Source organism: Pseudomonas sp. S3_B11, from assembly GCF_054667715.1.
In genome coordinates, this window is record NZ_CP162749.1 from 5,225,985 (window position 1) to 5,239,454 (window position 13,470).

The 13,470-nt window shown below is 63.3% G+C and carries 14 protein-coding genes; all 14 read left to right on the forward strand.

Going from position 1 to position 13,470, the window contains the following annotated elements:
- Nucleotides 1-174 precede the first annotated feature (174 nt).
- The 14 genes from AB4O22_RS23480 to ureC all read left to right on the forward strand — a co-directional run bounded on the left by AB4O22_RS23480 (nt 175) and on the right by ureC (nt 13,463).
- Entirely contained in the window at nt 175-963 is a 789-nt protein-coding gene (locus AB4O22_RS23480) for an ABC transporter ATP-binding protein (RefSeq protein WP_223470812.1), read from the forward strand.
- Nucleotides 960-1,907 carry an ABC transporter substrate-binding protein gene (locus AB4O22_RS23485; protein WP_053161800.1) on the forward strand — a complete coding sequence of 316 codons (948 nt, stop codon included), beginning with the start codon at nt 960-962 and terminating at the stop codon, nt 1,905-1,907. The genes AB4O22_RS23480 and AB4O22_RS23485 overlap by 4 nt, the downstream gene beginning before the upstream one ends.
- Nucleotides 1,904-2,914, forward strand: a complete 1,011-nt coding sequence (locus AB4O22_RS23490) for a FecCD family ABC transporter permease (protein ID WP_053161797.1) — start codon at nt 1,904-1,906, stop codon at nt 2,912-2,914. The genes AB4O22_RS23485 and AB4O22_RS23490 overlap by 4 nt, the downstream gene beginning before the upstream one ends.
- 328 nt (nt 2,915-3,242) lie before the next feature.
- The gene (gene urtA, locus AB4O22_RS23495) at nt 3,243-4,508 is read left to right on the forward strand and encodes an urea ABC transporter substrate-binding protein (protein WP_003197362.1); all 1,266 of its coding nucleotides are present in this window, start codon (nt 3,243-3,245) and stop codon (nt 4,506-4,508) included.
- Nucleotides 4,509-4,634: 126 nt separating this feature from the next.
- Entirely contained in the window at nt 4,635-6,131 is a 1,497-nt protein-coding gene (urtB, locus tag AB4O22_RS23500; protein WP_053161795.1) for an urea ABC transporter permease subunit UrtB, read from the forward strand.
- Nucleotides 6,131-7,210 (forward strand): urea ABC transporter permease subunit UrtC, encoded by a 1,080-nt coding sequence (gene urtC / locus AB4O22_RS23505; protein WP_046064374.1) that lies wholly within the window; start codon nt 6,131-6,133, stop codon nt 7,208-7,210. Before urtB ends, urtC begins: the two co-directional genes overlap by 1 nt.
- Nucleotides 7,207-8,076, forward strand: a complete 870-nt coding sequence (urtD, locus tag AB4O22_RS23510; protein ID WP_003197356.1) for an urea ABC transporter ATP-binding protein UrtD — start codon at nt 7,207-7,209, stop codon at nt 8,074-8,076. Before urtC ends, urtD begins: the two co-directional genes overlap by 4 nt.
- A gap of 68 nt (nt 8,077-8,144) precedes the next feature.
- Entirely contained in the window at nt 8,145-8,843 is a 699-nt protein-coding gene (gene urtE / locus AB4O22_RS23515) for an urea ABC transporter ATP-binding subunit UrtE (RefSeq protein WP_003197354.1), read from the forward strand.
- A 30-nt stretch (nt 8,844-8,873) separates the two neighbouring features.
- Nucleotides 8,874-9,725, forward strand: a complete 852-nt coding sequence (locus tag AB4O22_RS23520) for an urease accessory protein UreD (protein ID WP_053161793.1) — start codon at nt 8,874-8,876, stop codon at nt 9,723-9,725.
- Between the two features lie 212 nt (nt 9,726-9,937).
- Nucleotides 9,938-10,240 (forward strand): urease subunit gamma, encoded by a 303-nt coding sequence (ureA, locus tag AB4O22_RS23525; RefSeq protein WP_003197350.1) that lies wholly within the window; start codon nt 9,938-9,940, stop codon nt 10,238-10,240.
- Nucleotides 10,241-10,249: 9 nt separating this feature from the next.
- The gene (locus tag AB4O22_RS23530; protein WP_003197348.1) at nt 10,250-10,783 is read left to right on the forward strand and encodes a GNAT family N-acetyltransferase; all 534 of its coding nucleotides are present in this window, start codon (nt 10,250-10,252) and stop codon (nt 10,781-10,783) included.
- A 5-nt stretch (nt 10,784-10,788) separates the two neighbouring features.
- Nucleotides 10,789-11,322: a GNAT family N-acetyltransferase gene (locus tag AB4O22_RS23535; RefSeq protein WP_003197345.1), complete on the forward strand. Its 534-nt coding sequence runs from the start codon at nt 10,789-10,791 to the stop codon at nt 11,320-11,322.
- Nucleotides 11,319-11,624 (forward strand): urease subunit beta, encoded by a 306-nt coding sequence (locus tag AB4O22_RS23540; RefSeq protein ID WP_003197343.1) that lies wholly within the window; start codon nt 11,319-11,321, stop codon nt 11,622-11,624. Before AB4O22_RS23535 ends, AB4O22_RS23540 begins: the two co-directional genes overlap by 4 nt.
- A gap of 138 nt (nt 11,625-11,762) precedes the next feature.
- Nucleotides 11,763-13,463, forward strand: a complete 1,701-nt coding sequence (gene ureC / locus AB4O22_RS23545) for an urease subunit alpha (RefSeq protein ID WP_053161789.1) — start codon at nt 11,763-11,765, stop codon at nt 13,461-13,463.
- The last annotated feature ends 7 nt before the right edge of the window (nt 13,464-13,470 follow it).

The following is a 13,470-nucleotide window of genomic DNA, read 5'->3' on the forward strand; positions in this document are numbered from 1 at the left end:
GAAACCTCTACAATCACGCCCGCTTTCCAAAATGTGAACACCATCCCTTGTGGGAGCGAGCTTGCTCGCGATTGTAGTCGGTCAGTCACATCTCTATCGGCTGACACACCGCTATCGCGAGCAAGCTCGCTCCCACAAGGGATTGGGGGTCCGATCCAAAACTTGAGTGAATGCATGACCTCCCTAACCCTCTCCCACCTCGCCTGGACGCCCCTGGGCCATGGCCATTGTCATCACCAGTTCCAGCTGCGTGACGTGACGTTGCAGGTGGCGGCCGGGGAGTTTGTCGGGTTGATCGGGCCCAACGGCAGTGGCAAGACCAGCCTGTTGCGCTGCGCCTATCGCTTCAGCCGGCCGGAACATGGCGAGGTGAAACTCGAGCATCACAACGTCTGGAAACAGTCCTCGCGCTGGTGCGCCCAACGCATCGCCGTGGTCCTGCAGGAGTTTCCCGACGCCTTCGGCCTGACGGTCGAGGAAGTGGTCGCCATGGGCCGCACGCCCCACAAAGGTCTGTTCGACGGCGACAATCACGACGACCGCCGGCTGGTGCGCCAGGCACTGGAATCGGCCGGGCTCGCAGGCTTTGGCGACCATGCATTCGCCACCCTCTCGGGCGGTGAGAAGCAACGGGTGATCCTCGCCCGGGCCCTGGCCCAGCAACCGCAGTTACTGATCCTCGACGAGCCGACCAATCACCTCGACCCCCACTATCAATTGCAATTGCTGCAACTGATCAAGGGCCTGGGCATCGGCACCCTCGCCAGCCTCCACGACCTGAACCTGGCCGCCGCCTTCTGCGACCGCCTGTACGTGATCGAACACGGGCGCATCGTCGCCAGCGGTACGCCCAAGGACGTCCTCAGCGTCAAGCTGTTGCGCGAGGTGTTCGGCATCGAAGCCCTGGTGGATGAACACCCGCTGTCCGGCTACCCACGAATCACCTGGATAACCCAACCATGACCTTGCGTTCCCTGCTGTTGCTGCCCCTGCTGCTGGGCAGTGCCCACGCCTTGGCCGAAGCCACCCACTACCCGTTGACGATCCAGAGCTGCAATCGTCAGGTGGTGTTCAACGAGGCACCTCGGCACGCTGTCAGCCATGACATCAACATGACCCAGATGATGCTCGCCCTGGGCCTCAAGCCGCACATGGTCGGCTACAGCGGCATCAGCGGCTGGAAATCGGTGACGCCCGAGATGGCGAAGATCCTCGATGGCCTGCCGGAACTGGCCGCCAAATACCCTTCGGTGGAAAACCTGCTCAATGCCAACGTCGATTTCTTCTTCGCCGGTTGGGACTACGGCATGCGGGTGGGCGGCGACCTGACCCCGCAGACTCTGGAACCGCTGGGCATCAATGTCTACGAACTGACCGAATCCTGCGCGTTCGTGATGAAGCGTCCGGCGGCCTCGCTGGAGGACACCTACAACGACCTGCGCAACCTCGGGAAGATCTTCGACGTGCAGGATCGCGCCAACGCGCTGATCGCCACGATGCAGGCCCAGGTGGCCGAAGTGCGCAAGCACCTGCCCACCCAGCAACCGCGGGTGTTCCTGTACGACAGCGGCGAAGACCGCGCCATGACCTCCGGGCGCCTGGGCATGCCCCAGGCCCTGATCGACGCAGCCGGTGGGCGCAATATCCTCGATGACGTGGAAACCAGTTGGACCCGGGTGAACTGGGAGAACGTGGTCGAGCGCAACCCGCAGGTCATCGTGATCGTCGACTACGGCGAAGTCAGCGCCGAGCAGAAACAGCAATTCCTGTTGAATAACCCGGCCCTGCAATCGGTAGAGGCGATCCAGCAACGGCGCTTCATCGTGATCCCTTACGTGCAGGCCACGCCGGGCATCGATAACGTGCTGGCGGTGCAAACCCTGGCGCGGGGTTTTCACAGCCAATGAACGGTCGTCGCTACGGCGCCCTGCTGATGGTCCTCGGCGCACTGCTGTTGGTGTCGTGCGTGGTGTCCCTGGGCTTCGGGCCGGCGCGGGTGCCGGTGGCCGTGGTCTGGGACATCCTGCTGAACAAGGCCTTCGGGGTGGGTGACGTCCATTGGACGCCCGGCCAGGAGCATATCGTCTGGCTGATCCGCGTCCCGCGGCTGCTGCTCGGTGCCTTGGTCGGCGCCGGGTTGGCGTTGATCGGTGCGGTGCTGCAAGCGGTCACGCGCAACCCGCTGGCCGATCCGCACCTGCTGGGCGTCACGTCCGGCGCGACGCTGGGAGCGGTCATCGTGGTGCTGCATGTCGGCGAGATTGTCGGCCTGCTGACCCTGCCGCTGGCGGCGTTCATCGGTGCGCTGCTTAGCATGCTGCTGGTGCTGACCATTGCTGCCCGGCAGGGCCGCCTGGAAAGTGATCGGCTGTTGTTGTGCGGCGTGGCGGTGTCCTTCGTGATGATGGCGGCGGCCAATCTGTTGTTGTTCCTCGGTGACCATCGCGCCAGTTCGGCAGTGATGTTCTGGATGCTCGGCGGCCTGGGCCTGGCCCGCTGGGAACTGCTGGCGGTGCCGGCGGCCAGTGTGGTGCTGGGACTGGTGTTGCTGCTGGGCATGGCCCGGCCGCTGAACGCGCTGATGGCCGGCGAACAGACCGCCGTGACCCTGGGCCTGAACGCGGCGAAGGTGCGGTTGTGGATCTTCTTGATCGCCTCGCTGATGACCGGCGTGCTGGTGTCCATCAGCGGCTCGATTGGTTTTGTCGGGCTGATGGTCCCGCACATTGCCCGGCGCCTGGTGGGCGCCGAGCATCGTCGGTTGCTGCCGGCCTGCGTGTTGCTCGGCAGCCTGTTCCTGGTGTGGGTGGACGTGGCGGCGCGGACGTTGATCGCGCCGGAAGACTTGCCGATTGGGGTCGCGACAGCCGCTATCGGCGGATTGTTTTTCATCGGACTCATGCGGCGTCGCTGAGCGGCGTCTTTTCCTGATCACAAAAATCACCTGTGGGAGCGAGCTTGCTCGCGATGGCGATGGATCAGTCAAATTAGCGGTGACTGACACTCCCCTATCGCGAGCAAGCTCGCTCCCACAGGGGCATCGCAATTCTCTCGCCCCAATGTGGCGCACCTCTTCGCACCAGCACCCATGACGCGTTCGCTCATGGTGCATCACTCTCCTTTCCAGCCGCCCTACCCCCGCATTTCAAAGCCTTCCCCCGACCGGGCACACCCCTTGCAAAAGCGCTTTCAGCGTTTGCATCTGCCCTCAAAAAAATTCATAAGTCCATGGAGATCGCACAATGAAGCGTCGTAGCTTGATCAAGGTTTTTACACTCTCGGCAAGCATTGCCGCGATGGGCATGGCCTGGACCGTCCAGGCCGCCGAGACCATCAAGGTCGGCATCCTGCATTCGCTGTCCGGCACCATGGCGATCTCCGAGACGTCCCTCAAGGACATGGCGCTGATGACCATTGATGAGATCAACGCCAAGGGTGGTGTGAACGGCAAGAAGCTTGAAGCGGTGGTCGTGGACCCGGCGTCGAACTGGCCGCTGTTCGCCGAAAAGGGTCGGCAGTTGCTGACCCAGGACAAGGTCGCCGTGGTGTTCGGCTGCTGGACGTCGGTGTCGCGTAAATCCGTGCTGCCGGTGTTCGAAGAGCTCAATGGGCTGCTGTTCTACCCGGTGCAGTACGAAGGCGAAGAGATGTCGCCAAACGTGTTCTACACCGGCGCAGCGCCGAACCAGCAGGCGATTCCGGCGGTGGAATACCTGATGAGCGAAGAAGGCGGCAGTGCCAAGCGTTATTTCCTGCTGGGCACCGACTACGTCTACCCGCGCACCACCAACAAGATCCTGCGCTCGTTCCTGCATTCCAAAGGTGTGGCGGACAAGGACATCGAAGAGGTCTACACCCCGTTCGGCCACAGCGATTACCAGACCATCGTGGCCAACATCAAGAAGTTCTCGGCCGGTGGCAAGACCGCAGTCATTTCCACGGTCAACGGCGACTCCAACGTGCCGTTCTATAAAGAACTGGCGAACCAGGGCCTGAAAGCCACCGACGTACCGGTCGTGGCGTTCTCGGTGGGCGAAGAGGAACTGCGCGGCATCGACACCAAGCCACTGGTAGGCAACCTGGCGGCGTGGAACTACTTCGAATCCGTGGATAACCCGGCGAACAAGAAATTCGTTGATTCATGGAAAGCCTACGCCAAGGCCAAGAACCTGCCAGGCGCCGACAAAGCAGTGACCAACGACCCGATGGAAGCCACCTACGTCGGCATCCACATGTGGGCGCAAGCCGTGGAAAAAGCCAAGTCCACCGACGTCGACAAAGTCCGCGAAGCCCTGGCCGGCCAGACCTTCGCCGCACCGTCGGGCTACACCCTGACCATGGACAAGACCAACCATCACCTGCACAAGCCAGTGATGATCGGCGAGATCCAGGCCGACGGTCAGTTCAACGTGGTCTGGCAGACCGAAGGCCCGATCCGCGCGCAACCGTGGAGCCCGTTCATCGCCGGCAACGACAAGAAGCCTGACTATGCGGTGAAGAGCAACTGAGCCTGGGAACAAGCCCCTAACTCTGTGGGAGCAAAGCTTGCTCGCGATCGCGGTCATCCAGACACACCGCCATCGCGAGCAAGCTTTGCTCCCACAGGGTCCGTCGTCGCCTTACAGGACGTAGCTATGTCCCTTTATCGTTTGTTCCTCCTAGCATGTTTGCTGCTACCAATGGCCGCCCACGCCGGGGAAGCCGAAGACTTCGTCGCCGCCAACCCGACCCAGCAGGCCAAACTCCTGGAAAGCTGGGCCGCGCAGCCGGAGCCTGAGCGCGTCGAACTGATCAATGCCCTGCAACAGGGCCAGTTGACCGTCGACGGCCAACCCAAGACCCTGCGCCTGAACAACCGCTTGCGCGGGCTGATCGAAACCGCCCTCGCCAGTCATCAACTGCTCGCCGTCGATGCCCGCGTACGCCTGGGCGCGGCGCAGCAACTGCAAAAAAGCGCGCGCCCGGCGCAACTGGCGTTTCTCGATCGGCAACTGGCCGGCGAGCAGGACGAAGATGTGCATGCTGCTCTGAGTCTGGCCCTGGCGAACCTGCAACTGGTGGATGCCAACCCGAGTGTGCGCCTGGCCGCCGTCCGGCTGCTGGGGGAAACCGGCGATCCGCTGGCCCGCACGCGCCTGGAAGGTTTGCTCGAACCCGGCGTCGAAACCGATGCCGCTGTGCGCACCGCGGCTGAAACCAGCCTCAGCCAGGTCAAACGCAAACTCCTGGTGGGCGAATTGCTGGGCCAAGCCTTCAGCGGCATGTCCCTGGGCTCGATCCTGCTGCTCGCCGCCCTCGGCCTGGCCATCACCTTCGGCCTGCTGGGGGTGATCAACATGGCCCACGGCGAGATGCTGATGCTGGGTGCCTACTCCACTTATGTGGTGCAGATGCTGTTCCAGCGCTTCGCCCCGAACGCCATCGAGTTCTATCCGCTGATCGCCCTGCCGGTGGCATTTTTCATTACCGCCGCCATCGGCATGGCCCTGGAGCGCACGGTGATTCGCCACCTCTACGGGCGGCCGCTGGAAACCCTGCTCGCCACCTGGGGCATCAGCCTGATGCTGATCCAACTGGTGCGCCTGGTGTTCGGCGCGCAGAACGTCGAAGTTGCCAACCCGGCCTGGCTCTCGGGTGGGATTCAGGTATTGCCGAACCTGGTGCTGCCGTACAACCGCATCGTCATCATCGCCTTCGCACTGTTCGTGGTGGTGCTGACCTGGCTGCTGCTGAACAAGACGCGCCTGGGCCTGAACGTGCGCGCGGTGACCCAGAACCGCAACATGGCCGCCTGCTGTGGCGTGCACACCGGCCGCGTGGACATGCTTGCCTTCGGCCTCGGCTCGGGCATCGCCGGGCTCGGTGGCGTGGCCCTGAGCCAGATCGGCAACGTCGGTCCGGACCTGGGCCAGAGCTACATCATCGACTCGTTCCTGGTGGTGGTGCTCGGCGGCGTCGGCCAGTTGGCCGGTAGCGTGTCCGCTGCGTTCGGCCTCGGCATCGCCAACAAGATCCTCGAACCGCAGATCGGCGCCGTGCTCGGCAAGATCCTGATCCTCGCGCTGATCATTCTGTTCATCCAGAAGCGTCCGCAAGGCCTCTTCGCGCTCAAAGGACGGGTAATCGACTGATGAACCAGCCCCTGATGCTCACGGCCACGCAAAAGGCCGGTCCCAAAGTTACCCTCGCCGTCGGCGCGGTGATCCTGGCCGTGCTGTTGAGCCTGCCGCTGCTGTCGCTGCTGGCGGCAGACAACCCGCTGCACGTCTCGGCGTATACCCTGACCCTGGTGGGCAAGATTCTCTGCTACGCCATCGTCGCCCTGGCCCTGGACCTGGTCTGGGGTTATGCCGGCTTGCTCTCCCTGGGCCACGGCCTGTTCTTCGCCCTGGGCGGCTACGCCATGGGCATGTACCTGATGCGCCAGGCCGCCGGCGATGGCTTGCCGGCGTTCATGACCTTCTTGTCGTGGACCGAGTTGCCCTGGTACTGGGCCGGCACCGACAGTTTCCTCTGGGCGATGTGCCTGGTGGTACTGGCGCCGGGTTTGCTGGCGCTGGTGTTCGGCTTTTTTGCCTTCCGTTCGCGGATCAAGGGCGTGTATTTCTCGATCATGACCCAGGCCCTGACCTTCGCCGGGATGCTGCTGTTTTTCCGCAACGAAACCGGGTTTGGCGGCAACAACGGCTTCACCAATTTCCGCTCGATCCTGGGCTTTGGCATCACCGAGCCGGGCACCCGGGCGGTGCTGTTTTTCGCCACGGTGTTGTTGCTGGTGGCGAGCCTGTTCATCGGCTGGCGCCTGGCCCGCAGCAAGTTTGGCCGGGTGCTGACCGCCCTGCGTGACGCGGAAAACCGCCTGATGTTCTGCGGCTACGATCCCCGTGGTTTCAAGCTGTTCGTCTGGGTGTTGAGCGCGGTGTTGTGCGGCCTGGCCGGGGCGTTGTACGTGCCGCAGGTGGGCATCATCAACCCCAGCGAAATGTCGCCGACCAACTCCATTGAGGCCGCCGTGTGGGTCGCCCTCGGCGGGCGTGGCACGCTGATCGGGCCGCTGCTGGGCGCCGGGGTGGTCAACGGCATGAAGAGCTGGTTCACCGTGGCGTTTCCTGAGTACTGGCTGTTTTTCCTCGGTGCGCTGTTCATCGTCGTGACCCTGTATCTGCCCAAGGGCGTGATCGGTCTGCTGAAGAAAAGAGGTGAACAATGAGAATCACAGCGAGTGCCGAATTCATGCTCGAACCCGCCTTCTTTCCACCGCAACCCAGCCAGGACGCCGGCAGCAGCCGCGACGCCATCGGCCTCGGCCAAGCAGCCGGCCAGGGCCTGAACACCCGCCACGGCACCATCCTGACCCTGGAAGACATCAGCGTCAGTTTCGACGGCTTCAAGGCCTTGAACGATTTGAACCTGTACATCGGCGTCGGCGAATTGCGCTGCATCATCGGCCCCAACGGCGCCGGCAAGACCACGCTGATGGACGTGATCACCGGCAAGACCCGCCCCAGCCATGGCAAGGCCTGGTTCGGCGAAACCCTGGACCTGACCAGCATGAGCGAAGTGGCGATCGCCCAGGCCGGCATCGGTCGCAAGTTCCAGAAGCCCACGGTGTTCGAAGCGTTGAGCGTGTTCGAGAACCTGGAGCTGGCGCTCAAGACCGACAAATCGGTGTGGGCCAGCCTGCGGGCGAAACTGAGCGGCGAGCAGCACGATCGCATCGGCGAAGTACTCGAGACCATTCGTCTCACGACCTCGGTCAACCGCGCTGCCGGGCTGCTGTCCCACGGGCAGAAGCAGTTCCTGGAGATCGGCATGCTGCTGGTACAAGACCCGCAATTGCTGCTGCTCGACGAGCCGGTGGCGGGCATGACCGACGCCGAGACCGAGTTCACCGCCGAGCTGTTCAAGTCCTTGGCGGGCAAGCATTCGCTGATGGTGGTGGAACACGACATGGGCTTCGTCGGCGCGATTGCCGACCACGTCACCGTGTTGCACCAGGGCAGCGTGCTGGCCGAAGGGTCGCTGGAACAGGTGCAGGAAAATGAGCGGGTGATCGAGGTGTATCTCGGTCGGTAGACCTGCAAACACTGTTCCCTGTGGGAGCAAGCTTTGCTCCCACAGAGGACTTGAGGGGAATTCAAGACATGCTGCAAGTCGACAAACTGCACCAGTACTACGGCGGTAGCCACATCCTGCGCGGCCTGTCGTTCGACGCCAAGGTCGGCGAGGTGACTTGCCTGTTGGGGCGTAACGGCGTGGGCAAGACCACCCTGCTCAAATGCCTGATGGGCCTGTTGCCGGCCAAGGAAGGCGCGGTGAATTGGGAAGGCAAAGCCATCACCACGTTCAAGCCACACCAACGAGTGCATGCCGGCATCGCCTACGTGCCCCAGGGCCGGGAGATTTTCGGGCGGCTGACGGTGGAAGAAAACCTGCTGATGGGCCTGTCGCGCTTTCCCGGCTCCGAAGCCAAGGAAGTGCCGGCATTCATCTACGAATTGTTCCCGGTGCTGCTGCAGATGAAACAACGCCGTGGCGGTGATTTGTCCGGCGGCCAGCAACAGCAGCTCGCCATTGGCCGGGCCCTGGCCAGCCGTCCACGCCTGCTGATTCTCGACGAGCCCACCGAAGGCATCCAGCCCTCGGTGATCAAGGAGATCGGAGCGGTGATCAAGAAACTGGCGGCCCGGGGCGACATGGCGATTTTGCTGGTGGAGCAGTTCTACGACTTCGCCGCCGAGCTGGCAGATCAGTACCTGGTGATGTCCCGGGGCGAGATCGTGCAGCAGGGGCGCGGAGAAAATATGGAAGCCGAGGGTGTGCGCGGGCTGGTTACGATCTAGTCTGTAGCGTCCTGAAGATAATCAGAAATCATGAATCTACCTGTCTGTTCATTGGCGCCTTCGGCCATCTTCACCCCCAGCTGGCATGCCGAGCTGGAACTGGGTTACGCCCGATTCGGCGATTGCACGCGTCCGGTACAGCGCCGTCATAAAGGCCCGCTGCGGGTGCAGAAGCACTTGTATGCCGAAGGCCCTGAGGTGTGCCAGCACATCATTGTCCACCCGCCCGGCGGGATTGCCGGCGGTGACCGACTGGACATCTCGGCCCACGTCGGCCCGGGCGCCTGGGCGCAGTTGACCAGCCCCGGCGCGGCCAAGTGGTATCGCGCCGCGGGTCCTGCGTATCAGCAATTGACCCTGAGCGTGGCTCCCGGCGCGACCCTGGAATGGCTGCCCCAGGAGACCATCGTCTTCAGCGCGGCCCAGGCCGAACTCAGCACCTGCATCGACCTGCAGGGCGACGGGTGCCTGTTCTACTGGGACATGGTTGCCCTCGGCCGACCGGCCAGCGGCGAGCGGTTCGACCTGGGGCATTTCCAGTCACGGTTGGACATTCGCCGCGACGGCCAGTTGCTGTGGCACGAGCGCCAGCGCATTGTGGGCGGTGATGGGTTGCTCGACTCACCCATCGGGCTGGGCGGCGATCCAGTGTTTGCCACGTTATTGGTGACCGGCGAGATCGACAGCGAGCTGTTGGAGCAGTGCCGATCCCTGGGCCATGACGTACGTGGCGACCTGACCCAATTGCCCGGCCTGGTCGTGGCCCGCTGCCTGGCGAGCGAGGCGTTGCTGGCGCGCGGGTGGTTGATTGAGTTGTGGCGCTTGCTCAGGCCTGCATTGCTTGGAAGAGAGGCCGTGCCACCCCGGATCTGGAGCACATGAATCTGTTTTTCTGTGGGAGCAATGGAGTGGAAGCAATGAAACTCTGTGGGAGCAAAGCTTGCTCGCGATGAACGATAACGCGGTCCTTCTGATCGACCGAGGCGCTGCTATCGCGAGCAAGCTTTGCTCCCACAGATTTAGCTCCCACAGGCTCCTCCCACAGTGGAATGGGTTTACCGCGAAAATTTTTTATCTGCCTTTATGGATTGCACATGGACCTGACCCCACGCGAAAAAGACAAGCTGTTGATCTTCACCGCCGGCCTCGTCGCCGAACGACGGTTGGCCCGTGGCCTGAAGCTCAACTACCCGGAGGCCATGGCCTATATTTCCGCGGCCCTGCTCGAAGGCGCCCGTGACGGCCAGACCGTCGCCGAGCTGATGCACTACGGCACCACGCTGCTGAGTCGCGAACAGGTGATGGAAGGCATCCCGGAAATGATCCCCGAGATCCAGGTCGAGGCGACGTTTCCCGACGGCACCAAACTGGTCACCGTCCACCAGCCCATCGCCTGAGGCCACGCAATGACTCACCACGTTCGTGACGCCCAACACCCGGACCTGCCAGCGATCCGCGATATCTACAACGACGCGGTACTGAACACCACCGCGATCTGGAACGAACAGTCAGTGGACCTGGGCAATCGCCAGGCGTGGTTCAGTACACGACAATCCCAAGGCTATCCGGTGCTGGTGGTGGTCGACGCCGAGGAGAACGTGCTCGGCTACGCTTCATTCGGCGACTGGCGGCCTTTCGATGGTTTCCGGCACACCGTGGAGCATTCGGTCTACGTACGTAGCGACCAGCGCGGCAATGGCCTCGGCCCGTTGTTGATGAGCGCACTGATCGAGCGCGCCAGGGCCTGCGGCAAACACGTGATGGTCGCCGCCATCGAGAGCGGCAACGTCGCCTCGATTCGACTGCACGAGCGCGCCGGTTTCGTCACCACCGGGCAGATGCCCCAGGTGGGTACCAAGTTCGGCCGCTGGCTGGATCTGACTTTCATGCAGTTGGTCCTCAATCCCGGGGCGCAACCGCCCGTCTTCGACAAGGAGTGATGCCTATGAACCCCGCCCAGTTACGTCGAGTCCACGCTGAAAGCTTTGCGCATTATCGCCAGGGCCTGATCGATCTGTTGCTCGACGCCGTCGGGTACGGCGCCAGCGTGGGGTTCATGGCCGATCTCGATGCCGTCCAGGCCCGCGCCTATTTCGACGAGGTCCAGGCCAGCCTCAACCAGGGCCACCTGCTGCTGTGGGTGGTGGTCAAGGATGAACAGGTGCAGGCCAGCGTCCAGCTTGCCCTGTGCCAGAAGCCCAACGGACTCAATCGCGCCGAAGTGCAGAAGCTGCTGGTCCGCGGCGAGGCCCGCCGTCGTGGCCTGGGCCAGCAATTGATGAGTGCCCTGGAACTCGGCGCCCGTCAGCACAAGCGCGGCCTGCTGTACCTCGACACCGAGGCCGGCTCCGAGGCCGAGGCGTTCTACCGGGCCATGGGCTACACCCGCGTCGGCGAACTGCCCGACTACTGCCAGAGCCCGGACGGGACCTACACACCGACCGCCATTTACTACAAGACTTTGGGGCAACCGCAATGATTCCAGGGCAATACCAGGTCCAGCCTGGCGACATCGAACTCAACGTCGGCCGCCGCACGCTCACGCTGAACGTCGCCAACAGCGGCGACCGGCCGATCCAGGTCGGTTCGCACTATCACTTTTTCGAAACCAACGACGCCCTGACCTTCGACCGCGCCGCCAGCCGTGGCATGCGCCTGAACATCCCGGCCGGCACCGCGGTGCGCTTCGAACCGGGCCAGAGCCGCGAGGTGGAACTGGTGGACCTGGCCGGGCATCGCCGGGTGTTCGGGTTTGCCGGGCGGGTCATGGGCAACCTTTAGGTCACGGCATTTGCGTTGGCCCCTTCGCGAGCAGGCTCGCTCCCACAGGGGAATGCGGTCAACTGTGGGAGCGAGCCTGCTCGCGAAAAGTGAGCGCAGCGAACGGCCTTACTATCAATTGAGTTTCAAGGCGAGCACATGAAGATTTCGAGACAAGCCTACGCCGACATGTTCGGCCCCACCGTCGGTGACAAGGTCCGCCTGGCCGACACCGAGTTGTGGATCGAAGTGGAAAAAGACTTCACCACCTACGGCGAAGAAGTGAAATTCGGCGGCGGCAAGGTGATTCGCGACGGCATGGGCCAAAGCCAGCTGCTGGCCGCCGAGGTCGTCGACACCTTGATCACCAACGCGCTGATCATCGACCACTGGGGCATCGTCAAGGCCGATGTCGGCCTCAAGGACGGACGCATCGCGGCCGTCGGCAAGGCCGGCAACCCGGACATCCAGCCCGACGTGACCATCGCCATCGGCGCCAGCACCGAAGTGATCGCCGGCGAAGGCATGATCCTCACTGCCGGCGGCATCGACACCCACATCCATTTCATCTGTCCCCAGCAGATCGAAGAAGCGCTGATGAGCGGCGTCACCACCATGATCGGCGGCGGCACCGGTCCCGCCACCGGGACCAACGCCACCACCTGCACCTCCGGCCCATGGCACCTGGCGCGCATGCTCCAGGCCGCCGACGCCTTCCCGATGAACATCGGCTTCACCGGCAAGGGCAACGCCAGCCTGCCGGAGCCGTTGATCGAGCAGGTCAAGGCCGGCGCCATCGGCCTGAAGCTGCACGAAGACTGGGGCACCACACCAGCAGCCATCGACAACTGCTTGAGCGTGGCCGACCAGTACGACGTGCAGGTGGCGATCCACACCGACACCCTCAACGAATCGGGCTTCGTCGAAACCACCCTCGCCGCCTTCAAGGGCCGCACCATCCACACCTACCACACCGAAGGCGCCGGTGGTGGTCACGCGCCGGACATCATCAAGGCCTGTGGCTTCGCCAACGTGCTGCCCAGTTCCACCAACCCGACCCGGCCGTTCACCCGCAACACCATCGACGAACACCTGGACATGCTGATGGTCTGCCATCACCTGGACCCGAGCATTGCCGAAGACGTGGCCTTCGCCGAAAGCCGCATCCGCCGCGAGACCATCGCCGCCGAAGACATTCTCCACGACCTCGGCGCGTTCTCGATGATCAGCTCCGACAGCCAGGCCATGGGCCGCGTCGGCGAAGTCATCACGCGCACCTGGCAGACCGCCGACAAGATGAAGAAGCAACGCGGCGCCCTGCCCGGCGACGGCGAAGGCAACGACAACTTCCGCATCAAGCGCTACATCGCCAAGTACACCATCAACCCGGCGATCACCCACGGCATCAGCCATGAAGTGGGTTCCATCGAAGTGGGCAAGTGGGCCGACCTGGTGCTGTGGCGCCCGGCGTTCTTCGGCGTCAAGCCGACGTTGATCCTCAAGGGCGGGGCGATTGCCGCCAGCCTGATGGGTGACGCCAACGCCTCGATCCCGACGCCACAACCGGTGCACTACCGGCCGATGTTCGCAAGCTACGGCGGCTCACGGCATGCCACCAGCCTGACCTTCATCAGCCAGGCCGCCGCCGACGCCGGGTTGCCGGAACAGCTTGGGCTGAAGAAGAAAATCGCCGTGGTCAAAGGCTGCCGCGACGTGCAGAAGACCGACCTGATCCACAACGACTACCTGCCGAGCATCGACGTTGACCCACAGACCTACCAGGTCAAGGCCGACGGCGTGTTGCTGTGGTGCGAACCGGCTGAAGTGCTGCCGATGGCGCAGCGCTATTTCCTGTTTTGATCCTGTG